General features: G+C 65.3%; 15 protein-coding genes. 9 read left to right on the forward strand and 6 right to left on the reverse strand.

The window, feature by feature from the left end; all coding sequences use genetic code 11:
• Positions 1-5 precede the first annotated feature (5 nt).
• The 7 genes from METH_RS03775 to METH_RS03810 all read left to right on the forward strand — a co-directional run bounded on the left by METH_RS03775 (position 6) and on the right by METH_RS03810 (position 9696).
• Complete coding sequence (locus METH_RS03775; RefSeq protein WP_024089083.1) at positions 6-992, forward strand: 2-hydroxyacid dehydrogenase; 987 nt, start codon at positions 6-8, stop codon at positions 990-992.
• Positions 993-1033: 41 nt separating this feature from the next.
• On the forward strand, positions 1034-2812 hold the full coding sequence (ggt, locus tag METH_RS03780; protein ID WP_024089084.1) for a gamma-glutamyltransferase: 1779 nt from the start codon (positions 1034-1036) through the stop codon (positions 2810-2812).
• A gap of 131 nt (positions 2813-2943) precedes the next feature.
• Positions 2944-4347, forward strand: coding sequence for an FAD-binding oxidoreductase (locus tag METH_RS03785; protein WP_024089085.1), 1404 nt, complete (start codon positions 2944-2946; stop codon positions 4345-4347).
• A gap of 556 nt (positions 4348-4903) precedes the next feature.
• Positions 4904-5245: a hypothetical protein gene (locus METH_RS03795; RefSeq protein ID WP_044008543.1), complete on the forward strand. Its 342-nt coding sequence runs from the start codon at positions 4904-4906 to the stop codon at positions 5243-5245.
• 219 nt (positions 5246-5464) lie between these two features.
• On the forward strand, positions 5465-7972 hold the full coding sequence (locus METH_RS03800; protein WP_024089088.1) for a GcvT family protein: 2508 nt from the start codon (positions 5465-5467) through the stop codon (positions 7970-7972).
• A gap of 178 nt (positions 7973-8150) precedes the next feature.
• The gene (locus tag METH_RS03805) at positions 8151-9128 is read left to right on the forward strand and encodes a PAS domain-containing protein (protein ID WP_024089089.1); all 978 of its coding nucleotides are present in this window, start codon (positions 8151-8153) and stop codon (positions 9126-9128) included.
• A 148-nt stretch (positions 9129-9276) separates the two neighbouring features.
• Complete coding sequence (locus METH_RS03810; RefSeq protein WP_024089091.1) at positions 9277-9696, forward strand: PRC-barrel domain-containing protein; 420 nt, start codon at positions 9277-9279, stop codon at positions 9694-9696.
• A 72-nt stretch (positions 9697-9768) separates the two neighbouring features.
• Here the strand turns inward: METH_RS03810 and METH_RS03815 are convergent, their stop codons facing one another.
• On the reverse strand, positions 9769-10359 hold the full coding sequence (locus METH_RS03815; protein ID WP_024089092.1) for an HD domain-containing protein: 591 nt from the start codon (positions 10357-10359) through the stop codon (positions 9769-9771).
• 99 nt (positions 10360-10458) lie between these two features.
• Here METH_RS03815 and METH_RS03820 point away from each other — a divergent pair, with 99 nt between their 5' ends.
• The gene (locus METH_RS03820; protein ID WP_245602950.1) at positions 10459-11310 is read left to right on the forward strand and encodes a LysR family transcriptional regulator; all 852 of its coding nucleotides are present in this window, start codon (positions 10459-10461) and stop codon (positions 11308-11310) included.
• A 276-nt stretch (positions 11311-11586) separates the two neighbouring features.
• Here the strand turns inward: METH_RS03820 and METH_RS03825 are convergent, their stop codons facing one another.
• The 3 genes from METH_RS03825 to METH_RS03835 are packed head-to-tail and all read right to left on the reverse strand — an operon-like array spanning position 11587 to position 14268.
• A complete protein-coding gene (locus METH_RS03825) occupies positions 11587-12243 on the reverse strand; it encodes a DUF938 domain-containing protein (RefSeq protein ID WP_024089094.1) in 657 nt (218 codons plus the stop codon).
• The gene (locus METH_RS03830) at positions 12243-13313 is read right to left on the reverse strand and encodes an NAD(P)/FAD-dependent oxidoreductase (RefSeq protein ID WP_024089095.1); all 1071 of its coding nucleotides are present in this window, start codon (positions 13311-13313) and stop codon (positions 12243-12245) included. Before METH_RS03830 ends, METH_RS03825 begins: the two co-directional genes overlap by 1 nt.
• Before the next feature lie 4 nt (positions 13314-13317).
• The gene (locus METH_RS03835; RefSeq protein ID WP_044008327.1) at positions 13318-14268 is read right to left on the reverse strand and encodes an aldo/keto reductase; all 951 of its coding nucleotides are present in this window, start codon (positions 14266-14268) and stop codon (positions 13318-13320) included.
• A 132-nt stretch (positions 14269-14400) separates the two neighbouring features.
• Between METH_RS03835 and METH_RS03840 the strand changes: the two genes are divergently transcribed.
• On the forward strand, positions 14401-15003 hold the full coding sequence (locus METH_RS03840) for a hypothetical protein (RefSeq protein ID WP_156927437.1): 603 nt from the start codon (positions 14401-14403) through the stop codon (positions 15001-15003).
• 71 nt (positions 15004-15074) lie between these two features.
• Here METH_RS03840 and METH_RS03845 read toward each other — a convergent pair whose 3' ends face one another.
• Together METH_RS03845 and METH_RS03850 are read right to left on the reverse strand one after the other, a co-directional pair.
• Positions 15075-16151, reverse strand: a complete 1077-nt coding sequence (locus tag METH_RS03845; RefSeq protein WP_024089098.1) for a BMP family ABC transporter substrate-binding protein — start codon at positions 16149-16151, stop codon at positions 15075-15077.
• Between the two features lie 58 nt (positions 16152-16209).
• Complete coding sequence (locus tag METH_RS03850; protein WP_024089099.1) at positions 16210-17130, reverse strand: ABC transporter permease; 921 nt, start codon at positions 17128-17130, stop codon at positions 16210-16212.
• Position 17131: the final 1 nt, after the last annotated feature.

The following is a 17131-nucleotide window of genomic DNA, read 5'->3' on the forward strand; positions in this document are numbered from 1 at the left end:
CGCAAGTGCCAAGAGACCGACTGAGTGTTGTTGTTACGCGACGGTTGCCGGAGCCTGTGGAAACCCGGCTGAGCGAGCTGTTTGATGTCCGCCTGCGCGAGGATGACGAGCCGATGACCCGGGCCGAGCTGGCCGCGGCAGTGAAAAATGCCGATGTGCTGGTGCCCACTGTCACCGATACCATTGACGCAGGGATTTTGGGCCAGGCGGGGGAGCGGCTGCGGCTGATCGCCAACTACGGTGCCGGGGTCGACCATATTGATGTGGCCACTGCGCGCCAGCGCGGCATCCTGGTGTCCAACACGCCCGGGGTGCTGACCGACGATACTGCCGATATGGCCATGGCGCTGATCATGGCGGTGGTGCGGCGCATGCCCGAAGGGCTGGCCGTGATGCAGAAGGGCGACTGGCAGGGCTGGGCGCCGACAGCGCTTTTGGGCGGCCGGATTGCCGGGCGGCGGCTGGGCATTCTCGGCATGGGCCGGATCGGCCAGGCCGTGGCCAGGCGCGCCGCCGCCTTTGGCATGCAAATCCATTACCACAACCGCCGCCGTCTGCGGCCCGAGACCGAAGAGACGCTGGAAGCCACCTATTGGGAAAGCCTTGATCAGATGGTGGCGCGGATGGATGTGCTGTCGATCAACTGCCCGTCGACCCCTTCAACCTTTCACCTGATGAATGCCCGCCGCCTGAAGCTGATGAAGCCCTCGGCGGTGATCGTGAACACCTCGCGCGGCGAGGTGATCGACGAACACGCCCTGACCCGCATGCTGCGCTCGAATGAGATCGCCGGTGCCGGCCTTGATGTCTATGAGCACGGCACCGACATCAACCCGCGCCTGCGCGAGCTGTCCAATGTGGTGCTGCTGCCGCATATGGGCTCCGCCACCATCGAGGGCCGGATCGAGATGGGCGAGAAGGTGCTGTTGAATATCAAGACATTCGAGGACGGCCATCGTCCGCCGGACCAGGTGGTGCCGTCGATGCTGTAACTGCCCGCACGCCGGGCCGGAATTCGAGAAAGGACTTTTCCGTGAAGCACTTGATTCTGGCCTGTATCGTCTGCGCCGGCAGTGCCGCCGCGCAGGAGGCGGCTGACGCCGTTGCGCCCGAAGCGGCAACCGGCGGCACGTTTCAGGCGCTCTCGGCGGAGGTGGCTGCCGCGCTGGAGGCCAAATCGGCAGGCCGGCCTGTGGAAGCGGAAAACTGGATGGTCGCTGCTGCCAATCCGCATGCCGTTGAAGCCGGCGCCGCCGTGCTGCGCGCAGGCGGCACCGCGGCGGACGCGATGGTGGCGGTGCAGACCGTTCTGGGGCTGGTGGAGCCGCAATCCTCGGGCCTCGGCGGCGGCGCGTTTCTGGTCTGGTATGACGCTGCCACGGGCGAGCTGACCACGCTGGACGGGCGCGAAACCGCGCCGCTGGCCGCCACGCCGACCCTGTTCCAGGATGAAGATGGCGCGCCGCTGAAATTCTTTGATGCGGTGGTCGGCGGTCTGTCCGTCGGCACTCCCGGCACCCCGGCCCTGCTGGAGGCGGCGCACCGCCGCTGGGGCCGCGCCAACTGGCCGTCGCTGTTCGAACCGGCGATCCGGCTGGCGGAGGAGGGCTTTGTCGTCTCGCCGCGGCTGGCCTCGCTGGTGGCGGGCGGCGCCGAACGGCTGGCGCGCTTCCCGGCCACAGCGGATTACTTCCTGCCGGGCGGTGACCCGATTGCCGAGGGCGCGGCCCTCCTGAACCCGGAGTATGCCGCCACCTTGCGGGCGCTGGCCCAGGGCGGGGCAGGGGCGTTCTACGCCGGTCCCATCGCCGCAGAAATCGTCCGGGCCGTGACCGCCGCCGAAGGTAATCCGGGGGTGCTGTCCGCTGCGGATCTGGCACTCTACCAGGTCAAGGAACGCCCGGCGGTCTGCGCCGCCTACCGCGATTTCGAGGCCTGCGGCATGGGGCCGCCATCCTCGGGGGCGCTGACCGTGGGGCAAATTCTGGGGATGCTGAATTCCTATGATCTGGCGGAACTGGGGGCCGAAAGCGCCGAGGCCTGGCGGCTGATCGGCGATGCCTCGCGCCTCGCCTTTGCCGACCGGGGCCGCTACATGGCCGACGCGGATTTTGTGCCGGTGCCCAGCCACGGGCTGGTGGCGGCGGATTATCTCGCCACCCGGGCCGGGCTGCTGCAGGGCGATGATGCGCTGCCCGAGGTGGCGCCGGGCGCGCCGGAATTCGATCATGCGCTGATGCTGGCGGATGACCAGTCGATCGAGCTGCCGTCGACCTCGCATATCTCCATCGTGGACAGCTATGGCAACGTGCTGTCGATGACCACGACGATAGAAAACGCCTTTGGCTCGCGGCTGATGGCGGGCGGGTTCCTGTTGAATAATGAGCTGACGGATTTTTCCTTCCGCACCCATGCGGACGGCGTGCCCATCGCCAACCGGCTGGAGCCGGGCAAGCGGCCGCGCTCCTCGATGGCGCCGACCATTGTAATGAAGGATGGTGCACCGGTGCTGGCCATCGGCTCCCCCGGCGGCAGCCGGATCATCGGCTATGTCGCGAAATCCATCGTGGCCTGGGCCGACTGGGGGATGGATATTCAAACGGCGCTGGCGCTGCCGCATCTGGTCAACCGGTTCGGCACCTATGATCTGGAGGCAGGCACCAGCGCCGAGGGGCTGGCGGGGGCGCTGACGGATTTAGGGTATGAGGTCAATATCCGCGACCTGACTTCCGGCCTGCACGCGATTGAGATCGGTGAACGGCTGAAGGGCGCTGCGGATCCGCGCCGGGAAGGGATTGCCCTGGGCGGATAAAGCCACCGCCCGGCTGCCGGGCCGGGCTGCGGGATCCTACCGGCTACTGGGTATTGAAGAACCGCAGCAGCAGGGCGTAGGTTAACAGGTGAAGTTCCGGGCTCTGTGCCCTGACCCCAAGGAGATCTGCCATGGTGCAAGCCACCTCACTGCCGCGCAACGAAACCGGGATCGCCGCCGCCGTCGAGACGCTGAAACAGCGGTTCGGCGACCAGCTGCAAACCGGCCAGGCCATTTGCGAGCAGCACGGCCACACCACCACCTGGATCACCAACCAGGCGCCGGATGCGGTGGCCTTCCCGACCTCCACCGAACAGGTTGCCGAGATCGTCAAGGTCTGCGCCGAGCACGGCGTGCCGGTCATCCCGTACGGCACCGGCACCTCGCTGGAGGGCCATGTGAACGCCCCCGCCGGCGGTATCTGCATCGACATGATGCGGATGGACAGGATCATCGCCGTCCATGCCGAAGACCTCGATGTGGTGGTGCAGCCCGGCGTCACCCGCGAGCAGCTCAACACTTACCTGCGCGACCAGGGCCTGTTCTTTCCGATCGACCCCGGCGCCAATGCCTCGCTCGGCGGCATGGCCGCCACCCGGGCGTCGGGCACCAACGCGGTGCGTTACGGCACCATGAAGGACAACGTGCTGGCACTGGAAGCGGTGATGGCCGACGGCGGTGTGATCCGCACCGCGCAGCGGGCCAGAAAATCCTCGGCCGGCTATGACATGACGCGCCTGCTGGTCGGCTCCGAAGGCACCCTGGGCCTGATCACCGAGCTGACCCTGAAACTGCAGGGCATCCCCGAGGCGGTGCGCTCCGCCCGCTGCTCCTTCCGCAGTGTGGACGACGCCTGCCGCGCGGTGATGATGACGATCCAATACGGTATCCCCGTCGCCCGGATCGAACTTCTGGACGCGCTCAGCGTGCGGGCAGCCAATGCCTATTCCGGCCTCGACCTGCCGGAAACCCCGCTGCTCCTGCTGGAATTCCACGGCTCGGACGCGGGCGTGGTGGAGCAATCGGACATGTTCGCCTCCATCGCCGAGGAATTCAGCGGTTTTGACTTTGCCGCAACCTCGACGGCCGAGGAGCGCAGCAAGCTGTGGCAGGCGCGCCATGACATGTATTGGGCCAGCCTGCAGCTGCGTCCCGGTGCCAAGGGGATTTCCACCGATGTTTGCGTGCCGATCTCGCGCCTGGCCGAATGCGTCGGCGCCGCGCGCGACAAGGCCGAAGGCATGGGGCTGATGGCGCCGATCGTCGGCCATGTGGGCGACGGCAACTTCCACGCGCTGCTGCTGATCGATATGGATAGCGGCAATGAGCGGCAGAAGGCGGATGAGTTTGTCGGCTGGCTGAACGACCTGGCAATTTCGATGGACGGCACCTGCACCGGCGAACACGGCATCGGCCAGGGCAAACGGCCCTATCTGCAAAAGGAACTGGGCGAGACCACCCGTTACATGGCGGCGGTCAAGGCCGCATTGGATCCGGACAACATCATGAACCCGGGCAAGATCCTGGAGATGTGATCCGCAAGCGCCTGCCCGCGGCCCGCACTGGGCCGGCGGCGGGATCTGAGTCTTCGGAAAAAGATGAAGTGGCACGGACCGGCGCTTCATCTTTTCAGAAATACGCACTGCTCAACGGCTGGCACAACGGCGGCGCCGGGACGCACCATCAGGGTGTTGCCCCCCCGGCGTACGCCCCTGTCACCGCATTTTAAACCCCATATGCCACTCTCTCTCCTGATCGCGGTCACCGCCGGGACTGACATCCCCGGCCTCCAGGAACAGGGCCCTTTGGCAAGGGCACGCAGAGACAACGTTCAGCGTGCGGGAGGAAACTCCCGTCCCGCCTCCGCCTCCATGGCGGCGCCGCCATTCCTTACTGCTGACGATCAAAGCATCAGACAGCCCCCAGGGATAAGCACCGGCAGAACGCAGCAGCAACCGGCAGGGCAGGGCCCTGGCCGGGCAGCGGCACTTGCACTGCACTATTCGCCGAAATGCCGGAAAGCTGCCGCAATTCTGCGCCGGCTGCTGTTTTGGGATGGAGCCGCAGCATTTCGTGGAACCGGAGACCGGCATGGGACTGAAAAAGGCAATGGGCATCCTGGTGTTCAGCACCCAGGCGGTGATCGGCTATGATTACTACATCCAGACCCGGGACGCGGGGCTGAATTGGGGCGATCTCAGCGCCACCGACTACAGCACCATCCTGCAGGACCGCTTTACCCGCGCCCGTGCCGCCAAGGAGGCAACCAGCCTCGCCGCGGTTGCTGCCGGGGACGGCCAGTCGATTTGGGGCGAGGCGGCCAGCTATGGCAAAAGCTTGCTCTCGGGCGGCGAACAGGTCGCCGACGCGCAGAACAGCGAAGACGCGCCTCAGCCGGTCTGCATCCGCCGCGGCAATGTTGCGGACTGCTGACGGCCGCGGAACGGCCTGATCAGCGAACCGCAGAGAGGCGCCGCCGCCCTTTCTGCAGCGCAGAAAAACACCATTTCCGGCAGGGCTGCGGTCAAAATCCGATGTGCTGCGGCGCGCAAGGTCGGTTTTGGATGCTTTAGCGTCGGATGGATTTTGCGCGGATTTCAATGCGCGGGCATAACCGCATCCAAGAATCTCACAAAGCTGGAGAGCCGGAGAATGAAAACCCAAGTCAAAGCACTTGTTGTCGGCGGCGGCGCCGTTGGCACGTCGATTGCCTATCACCTGGCCAAGGCCGGCTGGGAAGACGTCATGCTGATCGAGCGTGACGAGCTGACCTCCGGCTCGACCTGGCACGCAGCCGGCCTTCTGCCGCTGTTCAACATGTCCTATGCGACCACCCACATCCACAAGTACTCGGTCGACTTCTACAAGACCCTGGAAGAGGAAACCGGCCTGAACGCAGGTTTCGCCGTGGTCGGCAACCTGCGCATGGCCCAGACCCAGGAGCGCATGGACGAATACATGCTCTATGCCTCCATCGCGGAAACCTGCGATGTGCCTTACGAATGGCTGACCCCGGATGAGATCAAGGCACGCTGGCCGCTGATCGAAACCTCCGACCTGAAGGGCGCGATCTACCACACCGAGGACGGCTATATTAACCCCGCCGACGTGACCCAGGCGATGGCCAAGGGCGCCCGTCAGCGCGGCGTCGAGATCGTCCGCAAGCTGCAGGCCGATGAATTCCACTGGACCGGCACCCACTGGGAAGTCACCTGCACCAAGATGGTGGAGAAGGGCGGCAACCTGGTCGAGTCCGACGAGAAGGTGGTGATCACCGCCGAGCATGTCGTGACCGCATCGGGCAACCACGCGCAGCGCACCGCCAAGATGCTGGGCATCAAGATGCCTGCGATCCCGGTCGAGCACACCTTCATCGTCATGGACAAGGACCCCGAGCTGGTCAAATGGCGCGAAGCAGGCAACCCCGAGCACCCGGTTGTCCGCGACGCTGACAATGAATCCTATGCCCGCGAAGAGCGCGGCGGCTGGATCCTCGGTATCTATGAGCGCGGCGCCCCTGCGCGGTTCGAACACGGTGTGCCGGACAGCTTCCGCGCCGACCTGTTCCCGCTCGATCTGGACCGGATTGCCGATCAGTACATGGCGATGGCCGAACGGGTGCCCTCCTGTGCCGAGAGCGGCCTCAAGGACGACTTCAATGGCCCGATCTGCTACACCCCCGACGGCAACCCGCTGGTCGGCCCGGCACCGGGCCTGCGCAACATGTGGCTGGCGGAAGGCTTCTCCTTCGGCATCACCGCCGCGGGCGGCACCGGCTACTACCTGGCGCAGATGATGGTGGACGGCGAGGCCGAGATCGACATGGCGTCGCTCGACCCGAAACGCTATTCCTCCAACTGGATGACCACCGAGTTCGCGGCCCGCAAGAACGAAGAGTGCTACGAGCACGTCTACATTCTGCACCACCCGGACGAAGAGCGCCCGGCAGCCCGTCCGCTGCGCACCGCGCCCGCATATGACCGCCAGAAGGCCCGCGGCGCACAGTTCGGCTGGGTCAACGGCTGGGAACGCCCGAACTACTTCGGTCCGCTGGACGCAGCTGACAACTTTGACGAGGAAGCCCGCTCCTTCCGCCGCGGCGGCTGGTGGCAGCACGCTGTCGACGAAGCCAAGGCGATCCGCGAAGGCGTCGGCCTGGTGGATGCAACCGCCTTTACCAAGCACATCGTCAAAGGCCCCGGCGCAACCCAGTTCCTGGACTGGTTCACCTGCAACAAACTGCCCAAAGTCGGCCGTATCAACCTGACCTATGCGCTGACCGTTGCCGGCACCACCCGCACCGAATACACCATCGTCCGCCTGAAGGATGACGAGTATTACCTGGTGTCGGCCGGCGCCTGGACCGAATACGACGCCGACTTCCTGAAGAAGGCGATCGCGGACAAGGAAGCAGAGTTCGGCCGTATCGAGCTGCAGGACGTGACCACCCAGTGGGGCGTGTTTGCCATTGCCGGTCCGAAATCGCGCGACGTGCTGAAAGAGATCATCGTTGATGCCGATCCGGAAACCGCGCTGTCGAACAAGCGGTTCCCCTGGCTGTCGGCGCGTCAGATCGAACTGGGCATGTGCCCGGTCAATGCGATCCGCGTGGCCTACACCGGTGAGCTGGGCTGGGAACTGCACCACCCGATGGAGATGCAGAACTACCTCTTTGATCTGCTGGAAAAAGCCGGTGAAAAGCATGGCATGAAGCTGGTCGGCGCGCGCGCCCAGAACTGGCTGCGCCAGGAGAAATCCTACCGTGCCTTCGGCAACGAGCTGGGCCGCGACGCGACCCCGCTGGAAGCCGACCTGCCGCGCTTTGTCGACCTGGAAAAAGACTTCCACGGCAAGGACAAGCTGATCGAGACCGGCGTGCGGGTGAAATGCTGCACCCTGCTGATCGACGGTCCGGAAGACGCTGATCCCTGGGGCCGCGAGGCGCTGTACGCTGAAGACGGCACCCGTGTGGGCCGCCTGACCTCGGGCGGTTACTCGGTGGCCTTCGAGAAATCCATCGGCATGGGCTATGTTAAGCCCGAAATGGCGGTCGAAGGCACCAAGCTGAAGGTCAAGATCCAGGACAAGCTGTGGGACGCGGTCATCACCTGCGACAGCCCCTATGATCCGAAGAACGAGACCATCCGCCAGAACGGCTAACGCCCGACGGACAAGTCATAAAAGCCCCGGTCTTCGTGCCGGGGCTTTTTTCTTGCAGGGCGGAACAGGGCTTGCCGCTGTTCTCCGGCCTGCCGGCGGGACGGAGAACCCCATTGCCGCACAGGGCGTTCACGCCCAGGCTGAGACACCTGCGCGGAATGCGCCAGAAGTTTCAGAAATGCTCCTAACTGAGTGGAGCTTAAGCTCTGGCAGGGAGATCGCGGACATCATCATCCGGAACGCCCGTCTGCCGCTGTGCATCACCGACCCGAATCTGCCGGACAACCCGATTATCTTTGCCAACCCGGCATTCTGCGAGCTGACGGGGTATCCGCTGGACGAGGTGACCGGCCGAAACTGCCGGTTCCTGCAGGGACCGGACACCACGCCCGAAAGCGTCGCTGCTGTCCGGGAGCTGCTGAGCGGGCAGACGGTCGGGACGGTGGAGATCCTCAACTACCGCAAGGACGGCTCGGCGTTTCTGAATGCGCTGCAGACCGGATCGGTGCTGGGCGCAGACGGCAAGGCCGAATACATCTTCGGCTCGCAGCTGGGTATCTCTGCCAAACGCGCGGCGGAACGGCGGGCGCTAGTTCTGGCCGACCGCGAATTGCAGAACCGGCTGGGGAATATTGTCAACGTGATGTCGGTGGTCATCCGGATGACGGCGCAGGAGGAATGCAACAGCAGCGAACTTGGCAAAACCCTGACCGGCCGCCTGGAGGCGCTGGGCAAGGCGCATATTGATTCCATCGTGCAACCCGCGCGAGGCCGGCCCGGGTTGCACGCGCTGGCAGAGCAGCTGCTTACAGTTTATGCGCCGTTGGGCAGCCGTCAGGTCAGCCTGTCCGGCGCTGACTTCACTCTGCCCGAGCATTTGGTATCGCCGCTGACATTGGTGCTGCATGAGCTGGCTGCCAACGCGGTCAAGCACGGGGGGGTCAGCTGTGCCGGGGGCAAGGTACGGCTGTCCTGGTCAGCAGAGGGCGCTGACCTGCTGCTGACGTGGCAGGAAACAGGCGGTCCCGCTGTCACGGTCCCCAAGCGCCGGCATGGGTCCGCCATCATCCGCAAACTAATGGCGGCTTCCGGCGGCAGGCTCGAATTTGACTGGCAGCCGTCCGGGCTGGTGGCCACTGCGGCTTTCACAGCCTAGCTTCGTGCTCTGCGGTGTTGCTTGGCAGGCGCTGCATGGCTGACGACGGCACAGCACAGTCGGCAGAAAGGATTTTTCAACTTTTCTGGAACCTTCCCGCGGACTGGGCCGTTCTCTTCATGAACGAAGCAGCACAGGAGAATGCACGTTGAAACGCTTAGCCATGATCGCCCTCGCCACCGGTATTGCCGCTGCCCCGGCAGTTGCGGAAATGCAGACGGACGCAGGCCACCTGATCCGCACCCGTGATATCACAGGCGGCGACATCTATACCCTGAACGGCCCGATGGATGAAGACACCTGGGGCAATTGGGAGGCCGAGGGCGTTGGCCCCGACTGGAATGACATCGGTGAAATCGAAGACATCATTCTGGACCGCAGCGGCGCCATGAAAGGGATTGTTGCTGAAGTCGGCGGTTTTCTGGATATCGGCGATAAACACGTGATGATCCCGGTGGAGGACATGCGTCTGGCCCCGGTCGACGACAAACGCTACGTGATCGTCACCCGCTATACCGAGGAACAGCTGGAGCAGTTGCCCGAGGTGGACGAAGGCTGGTGGGACTGACCACAGATTTATTATGCAAAGAGGGGCCATCCGGCCCCTCTTTCTTTGTCCGGTCCTGTTTCCGGCCAGGGTTTAATCCTTTGCGGTTTCCGCCAGCTCCAAATGGCCCCGGCCGCGCGACAGCACCCGGCGCAGGATCGGCTCGAAAAACTCCAACGGCTTGGTCGGATACTCCGGATCAAAGGCGCATTGGTCATATTTTTCGCAGAAGTAGCGGCAGTCCTCCCAATGGGGGCTGCCGCGGTATTTGTCGCGCGCATTCGGGTCGCCGCCGAAATGATGGTTGTAGTAGAACCCCTGGAACACGCAGTGATGCTTGAGGATCCAATAGGTTTTCTCGCTGACATAGGGCTTCAGCATCGCCGCTGACAGCTCACCATGGTTGTAGGGCGACAGGATATCGCCGGTGTCATGGATCAGCGCTGCCACGATGATTTCGTCGTCGGCGCCGTCTTCGTAAGCGCGGGTCGCTGCCTGCAGGCTGTGCTGGTAGCGGTTCACCGGGTAGGGGGTCCAGTCCTCGTCCAGCGAACGGATCGCATCCAGGATCCGCTCGGGCAGGGCGGCGTTGTAGGCTGCCTCATAGGCTTCGACTGCGGCCCAGTCTTCGGCAGTGGCGTTCTGGAAACTGGTCCAGGTCGGTTTGTGGCTTTTGTCCAGCATAGGGCGGGTCCTTTGGTTGATCTCAGGACACGATAGCGGCCCCTGGGTAAGCAGAAAAACGAATTGATTTGCTCAATCTGATCAGAAATAGTGATCACCATGCAGATCAACGCTTTTGAGACCTTTCTGGCGATCGAGGCCGCTGGCAGCTTTCACGGCGCAGCGCGGCGGCTGCACATCACCCAGACCGCGGTCAGTGCCCGGATCAAAGGGCTGGAAGACAGCCTGGGGGCGGCATTGTTTGAGCGCGGCCCGGGCGGCACACGGCTGTCGGCGGCGGGGCGGCAGTTTCTGCCCTATGCCGAACAGATGATGCGCACCTGGGAGTTTGTCTCGGGCGATTTGCGGGCCAGCCTGGCGGGGCGGGTGTCCCTGCGGCTGGGCGCGCAGCTGTCGGTCTGGGACCCGCTGTTGGTGGATGTGGCGGTCTGGCTGGAACAGGCGCAGGGCACGGTGCCGTTCACGCTGAACTATGACCACGGGCTGAACATGGCTGAGGCGGTGTCGCGCAGGCTGCTGGATCTGGCGATCGTGAACGAGGTTCCGGCCGGCACCCGGCTGGGCGTCGAGGCGCTGCCGCCGGAGCCTTTGGTTCTGGTGTCGGATCAGCCGCTGCGGCTGGGACGGGACGAGCTGCCGCTGTTCATCAATCTGGAGTTCGGCAACGAATATGCGGCGCAGGTGCAGCAAGTGCTGCCAAGGCGCAGCCGCCAGCATATTGTGCTGGGCAACGCGCCGATGGGCTTGCGCTATCTGATGAAGCGCGGCGGCATGGGGTATTTCCCGGCCTATATGGCGGCAGAGGCGCTGGCGGCCGGTCAGATCCACAGGGTGGCGGAGGCGCCGGAAATTCTGCTGAGCTGCAAAGTGCTGTATCTGCCAGACAACCCGGCGCTGGAACAGATCCGCCAGGTGCTGCAAGGGCTGCGGGAAGTCCGGGGCAGCGGTTAAGAAGGGGCAATCTACAGCGCCGGAGACTGCGCGTCAGCTGATCAAGGCAGTTTATCGCCTTGACCGCCTGCCTCATTACTGGTCTGCCGCCCTGTTTCACCGCTCTGCCAGAGGGGGGCAAGGGCCCCGGGGTGCCGGGCTCGGCCGCGGCCGGATTGGGTCGGAATTTGAGGGTTTCAGCCGGTTTCCCGTGCCGGCCTGTCTGCTGCAGCCTCAGCCATAGTTTTTAATCGCCGGAGGTGTTCCGGTGGCGGGGGCGGGCGGCCTTGATCCGGATCACGGGGATAGTTTTTCCGCAACCAGCGCCAGATTGTTGGCGGGCATTTCAACGGCCTGCAGCAGCTCCAGACCGGCGCTGTGCAGCCAGCCGATGGTGTCGAAATCATCCTTGTAGCCGATCTGCGGGTCGTGGGCGGTGAGGCTGGCGTGGAAGCTCCGGTCGCCGTCGCTGGTCAGCTCGCCGCCGCGCAGGAAGGGGCCGTAGATGACGAAGCGGCCGCCGGGGGCAAGGGCGGCGGCGGCCTCGCGGATCAGGGTTTCCGCCTCCCCTTCGCTGATCAGATGCAGCAGGTTGACCAGCACGATCAAATCCTGCCCCGGGTGATCCGCGCTCCAGCCGGGGGCGGTGGCGTCCAGCGCCACCGGCGGCGCGATGTTCGCCAGGCCCGCCCCGCCGGCATAGGCCCGGATACTGGCAAGCCGGGCCGCGTCTGCTTCGCTGGGCTGCCAGGTCAGGCCGGGCAGGCGGGCGGCATAGGCCGCCGCATGCTGGCCGGTGCCGCTGGCCAGTTCCAGCGCACGGCCCTGCGGCGGCGCCACCTCCTCCAGCAGATCACACAGAACCCCGCTGTTGCGGGCGGCGGCGGGGGCGAACAGTTTGCCGCCCTCAGGCGCTGCGACCGAGGCTGATCCGGGGACAGACCGTACCGGCATCAGCGCAGCCTTGCAGGCGACAGGGCGGCGACCGCGGCGGCCTCCAGCACCGGCGTACGGCCCGCCACCAGATCGGCAATCAGCTGCGAGGCGGAAGGCGCGGTCATGATGCCATAGCCGCCCTGACCCGCGCACCAGATGAAATCCGGTGTGTCCGGGTCCGGCCCCAGCACCAGGGTGCCGTCGGCCACAAAACTGCGCAGCCCGGCAAAGTTGCTTTCCACCCGCGTGACCGGCTCGGTCACCATTTCCTCGTAGCGTGCCAGCCCCTCGGCCAGCACCATGTCGTCGGCATAGGCGTCATGCGGCTCCACCGGATCGGCATCGGCGGGAGAGACCAGCAGCTTGCCGGCATCGGGCCGGGCGTACCAGGTTTCGCCGACGCCGAACATCATCGGCCAGCCGCGGACGTCATACCCGCCGGGGGCGGGCAGCCGCGCCATCGAGCGGCGCTTGGGCTGCAGACCGATGGCGGCGACCCCGGCCAGCGCCGCCACCTGATCCGCCCAGGCGCCGGCAGCATTGACCAGCTGGCGGGCCTCATGGGCGGTGCCGCCTGCAGAGACCTGCCAGCCGCCGCTGATCCGGGTGATCGCGGTCACCTGCGCCTTGGTCACGATCTGCCCGCCGGCGGCGCGCAGCGCCTTGGCGAAGTCCTGCAGCATCCGGTCGGTGTCGATATCCTCGGCCTCACCGCTGATGGCGGCAAAGCCCACGGTCTGCGGGTTCAGGATGGGAACCATGGCGCGGGCCTCGTCCAGGTCCAGCGTGGCCATCTGCAGTTCGTCCACATCGCGGGCAAAACCGTCGGCATCATCCTTGGCCCCGACCAGCATCAGCCCGCGCGGCGACAGATAGCCGTTTTCGCGCAGATGCGCGGCGCTGGCGCGGTTCAGATCGATAGTGGGGCCGTGGCCATAGTTTTCCTCGAACAAGGCGGCGGAGCGGCCCGAGGAATGGTAGCCAAGCGCATCCTCCATTTCCAGCAGGGTGACGCTGCCCAGATGGGCAAGCCGGGCGGCGGTGCTGGTGCCGGCCATGCCGCCGCCGATGACGATGAAATCCTGCATGGGGTCAGTCCTGTTCTTCCAGCCGGTCGGTCGCGGGTGCGGGCCGCGGGCTGAGGCTTTCTAGTGTTTGGTAAAGCTCCGCCTCCATATCGAAGTCCAGCGCTGCCAGCGAAGGGCGGAGCTGGTCAGCGGTGCGGGCGGAGATGATCGGGACGGGCGCCGCCGGATGCGCCGCGGCCCAGGCCACGGCCAGGGTGGCCGGATCGGTGCCGCGCTCTGCTGCCAGTGCGGCCAGGGCGCCTGCGGTCTCATGCATGACGGATTGCCCGTAGCGGATGCGGTAGCCTTCGTCTTCGGTGATGCGGCCGCTGCCGCCGGCGGCGTATTTGCCGGTCAGCAGCCCGCCGCCCAGCGGCGAATAGGGCACCGCGGTGATGCCTTGATCGGCGCACATCGGCAGAATCTCGACCTCGGCCTGGCGTTTCACCAGCGAATACATCGGCTGCAGGATGCCGATCCGGATGCCGGAGGCCAGCCCCGCCATCTGCGCCTTCATCACCTGCCAGGCGGCAAAGTTCGACAGTGCTGCATAGCGGATCAGCCCTGCGTCCTTGAGCGCGGCAAAGCAGTCCATGGTTTCGCGCAGGCCGGTTTCCGGATCGAACCGGTGCAGATAGAGCACGTCCACCATGTCAAGTCCCAGCCGGCGGCGGCTTTCATCAAACTGCGCGCGGATGTTGGCGGCGCCTGCACCGCCGGTATAGCCCGCCTTGGTGGCGATCAGCAGCTGGTCGCGCTCAGCCCGGATCAGGCGGCCCAGGATCTGTTCCGAGCGGCCCCCGGTATAGATCCAGGCGGTATCGAAATGGGTGATGCCGGCGGCACGGCAGGCAGCGTACATCCGGGCGGATTGCGCCTCATCGGCGCGGCCGCCGAACTGCATGCAGCCAAAGGCAAAACGGCTGGCAGGGGTGCCGTCGGGGGCGGTCAGAATCTGCTGGGCGGACTGGGTCATGACGCGGAGAGTGGCACAGGGGCGCAGGCAGGGAAAGCCGGTTTGCACCCTGCGTGCAGGTTCGGCCCGGGTGCCATATTGCGGCCCGGTTTTCTTGTCATGAGTGGTGCGGCAAAGCTACGGAGAGTGAACGTGAAACAGTTTCTGATGATCGGGGCGGCGGCGCTTCTGGCGGCCTGTGCAGCGCCGGAGAAGCCCGATTACTGGTCGGCAACGCGCGCAGGGCACAGCTCGCAGGCAGCGGGGCATGCCGAGGCGCAGACCGCGGCAAGCAGCACAGATTACCGTGCAGCAGCCGAGGCAGAGCTGGGCGGCTATAATGCGATGCGCCCGGGCCTGCACAAAACCCGCACCGGCGCGCCATGGCTGGTCGCCCATTCGGCCGGTTTCCAGGCAGGCGGCGCACGGCTGGCGCCCCGCGAGGCCGCCGGGGCTGCGCTTGCCTACAAGGCGTCGGAACGCAGGACGCCCTATGCGGCGAAGACCCATCTGGGGGATGCGCGGACCCGGTTCCGGATCGTCACCGTCGACGGCAGCAGTTTTGCAGTGCTGTTCGCCATCAGCCTGCCCAAGGCCGGGCAGCAGACCGGGCAGCAGACCGGCAGCAGTGCCCCGCTGCAGGCGCTGACAGCCTATGTCGCGCAGATTTCAGGCTGCACGGTGACCGGTGCGCCGCTGGCTGAACGCGACGGCGGGCAGCTGCGGCGGCTGGCGGTGCCGGTGCGCTGTTCCTGACCGGACCGCGGACCCCGGACGCAAAAGGCCCGCCAATCGGCGGGCCTTTCCAGTGCTGAATGACGCGCAGCTTACTGCGGGATGTCGCCTTCGAGGCCTTCGACATAAAAGTTCATGCCTGCCAGGGTGCCGTCATCAGCGACTTCGCCCTCGGCCAGCCAGTCGCTGCCGTCCTGTTTTTTCAGCGGGCCGGTGAACGGGTGGTAGCTGCCGTCCGCGATGGAGGCCTTGATGGCCAGCGCCGCCTCTTTCACGTGAGCCGGAACCGCGTCGGAAATCTCGCCGATGCCAACCATGCCGGGGCCGATGCCGTCCCAGGTGTCAACCGACTCCCAGGTGCCGTCGATCACCGCCTTGGTGCGGGCGATGTAATAGGGCGCCCAGTTGTCGATGATCGAGGAGACCCGCGGCTTGGGCGCATATTCCGCCATGTCGGAGGCCTGACCGAAGGTGATCACGTTGCCGGCAGCCTGTGCGGCGGCCTGCGGCGCAGTGGAGTCGGTGTGCTGCAGGATCACGTCGGCGCCCTGTTCGATCAGCACCTTGGCGGCGTCCGCCTCTTTTGCCGGATCAAACCAGGTGAAGGCCCAGACCACCTTGAACGTGACGTCGGGGTTCACCTTCTTGGCGTGGATATAGGCCGAGTTGATGCCGCGGATCACTTCCGGGATCGGGTAGGAGCCGATGTAGCCCACCACGTTGCTTTCGGTCATGTGGCCCGCAATGGTGCCCTGCACCGCGCGGCCCTCGTAGAACCGTGCCGAATAGGTGGAGACGTTGCCGGCGCGCTTGTAGCCGGTGGCGTGCTCGAACTTCACATTGGGGAATTTCTTGGCGACGTTGATGGTGGGGTCCATGTAGCCAAAGGAGGTGGTGAAGATCAGATCCGCGCCCTCCAGCGCCATCTGGGTCATCACGCGTTCGGCGTCCGGGCCTTCGGCCACGTTCTCAACATAGACGGTTTCAACCTGGTCGCCGAACTCGGCCTCGACCGCCTTGCGGCCCTGGTCGTGCTCATAGGTCCAGCCGCCGTCGCCGACGGGGCCGACATAGACAAAGCCCACTTTGGTCTTGTCCTGGGCCCAGGCCGCCCCCGCGGCGAGGCCAAGCGCCACCGCGGCGCTGGTCAGAAGGTTGGTCAGTTTCATCAAATTCTCCCCAGTTTGGATCTATTGGCCCCGGCTCCGGGGCAGTGAAAAGCCCCCCTCAGCGGGAGGCATGGAAGTTGCGGCCAAGCGAGGCAGGTGCGCTGCTTTTGTCCGCCGAAAGGATAACAAGCACAATAATTGTAATCAGATAGGGCGACATTGCCAGATACTCGACCGGGATGGCAACGCCCGCCGCCTGCAGATTGAGCTGCACAACAGTGACCCCGCCGAAAAGATAGGCCCCCAGCAAGGCGCGCCAGGGTTTCCAGCTGGAAAAGACCACCAGGGCCAGGGCGATCCAGCCGATGCCGGCGGTCATGCCCTCGGTCCACTGCGGCACCCGGATCAGGCTGATATAGGCGCCGCCCAGGCCCGCGCAGGCGCCGCCGAACATGATCGCCATCAGACGGATCTTCAGCACCTTGTACCCCAGCGCATGGGCGGCGTCGTGGTTCTCGCCCACCGCGCGCAGCACCAGGCCGATGCGGGAATATTTCAGCACCCACCAGACCGCGGCGGTCAGGGCAATGCCGAAATAAAGGATGATGTCATGGCCGAACAGGATCGGGCCGACCACGGGCAGATCGCTGAGCTGGGGGATATGGATATCGCCCATCCGGGGCGGCTTTACCCCGACATAGGATTGGCCCAGCAGCGCCGACAGGCCCAGCCCGAACAGCGTCAGCGACAGGCCCGAGGCCACCTGGTTTGCCTGCGCAAACTGGGTGAGGATGGCAAACAGGATCGACAGCGCCGCGCCTGCGATGGCGGCAGCAACGAAGCCGAGGAGAGGCGAGCCGCTTTCCACCGCGGTGGCAAAGCCCGCGATGGCGCCGGTGATCATCATCCCCTCGACCCCGAGGTTCAGGACACCGGATTTTTCGACCACCAGCTCGCCGATGGCCGCCAGCAGCAGCGGGGTCGCCGCCACCATCAGCGAGGCGATCAGCAGCACTGGATTGATTGCAGAAAGATCCATG

Source organism: Leisingera methylohalidivorans DSM 14336 (assembly GCF_000511355.1).
Classification (GTDB): Bacteria; Pseudomonadota; Alphaproteobacteria; order Rhodobacterales; family Rhodobacteraceae; genus Leisingera; species Leisingera methylohalidivorans.

Excerpts from the sequence above, each read along its gene's own strand:
- METH_RS03785 (WP_024089085.1), top strand. The coding sequence starts at position 2,944 with ATGGTGCAAGCCACCTCACTGCCGCGCAACGAAACCGGGATCGCCGCC.
- METH_RS03795 (WP_044008543.1), top strand. The coding sequence starts at position 4,904 with ATGGGACTGAAAAAGGCAATGGGCATCCTGGTGTTCAGCACCCAGGCG.
- METH_RS03800 (WP_024089088.1), top strand. The coding sequence starts at position 5,465 with ATGAAAACCCAAGTCAAAGCACTTGTTGTCGGCGGCGGCGCCGTTGGC.
- METH_RS03805 (WP_024089089.1), top strand. The coding sequence starts at position 8,151 with ATGCTCCTAACTGAGTGGAGCTTAAGCTCTGGCAGGGAGATCGCGGAC.
- METH_RS03815 (WP_024089092.1), bottom strand. The coding sequence starts at position 10,359 with ATGCTGGACAAAAGCCACAAACCGACCTGGACCAGTTTCCAGAACGCC.
- METH_RS03820 (WP_245602950.1), top strand. The coding sequence starts at position 10,459 with ATGCAGATCAACGCTTTTGAGACCTTTCTGGCGATCGAGGCCGCTGGC.
- METH_RS03825 (WP_024089094.1), bottom strand. The coding sequence starts at position 12,243 with ATGCCGGTACGGTCTGTCCCCGGATCAGCCTCGGTCGCAGCGCCTGAG.
- METH_RS03830 (WP_024089095.1), bottom strand. The coding sequence starts at position 13,313 with ATGCAGGATTTCATCGTCATCGGCGGCGGCATGGCCGGCACCAGCACC.
- METH_RS03835 (WP_044008327.1), bottom strand. The coding sequence starts at position 14,268 with ATGACCCAGTCCGCCCAGCAGATTCTGACCGCCCCCGACGGCACCCCT.
- METH_RS03845 (WP_024089098.1), bottom strand. The coding sequence starts at position 16,151 with ATGAAACTGACCAACCTTCTGACCAGCGCCGCGGTGGCGCTTGGCCTC.
- METH_RS03850 (WP_024089099.1), bottom strand. The coding sequence starts at position 17,130 with ATGGATCTTTCTGCAATCAATCCAGTGCTGCTGATCGCCTCGCTGATG.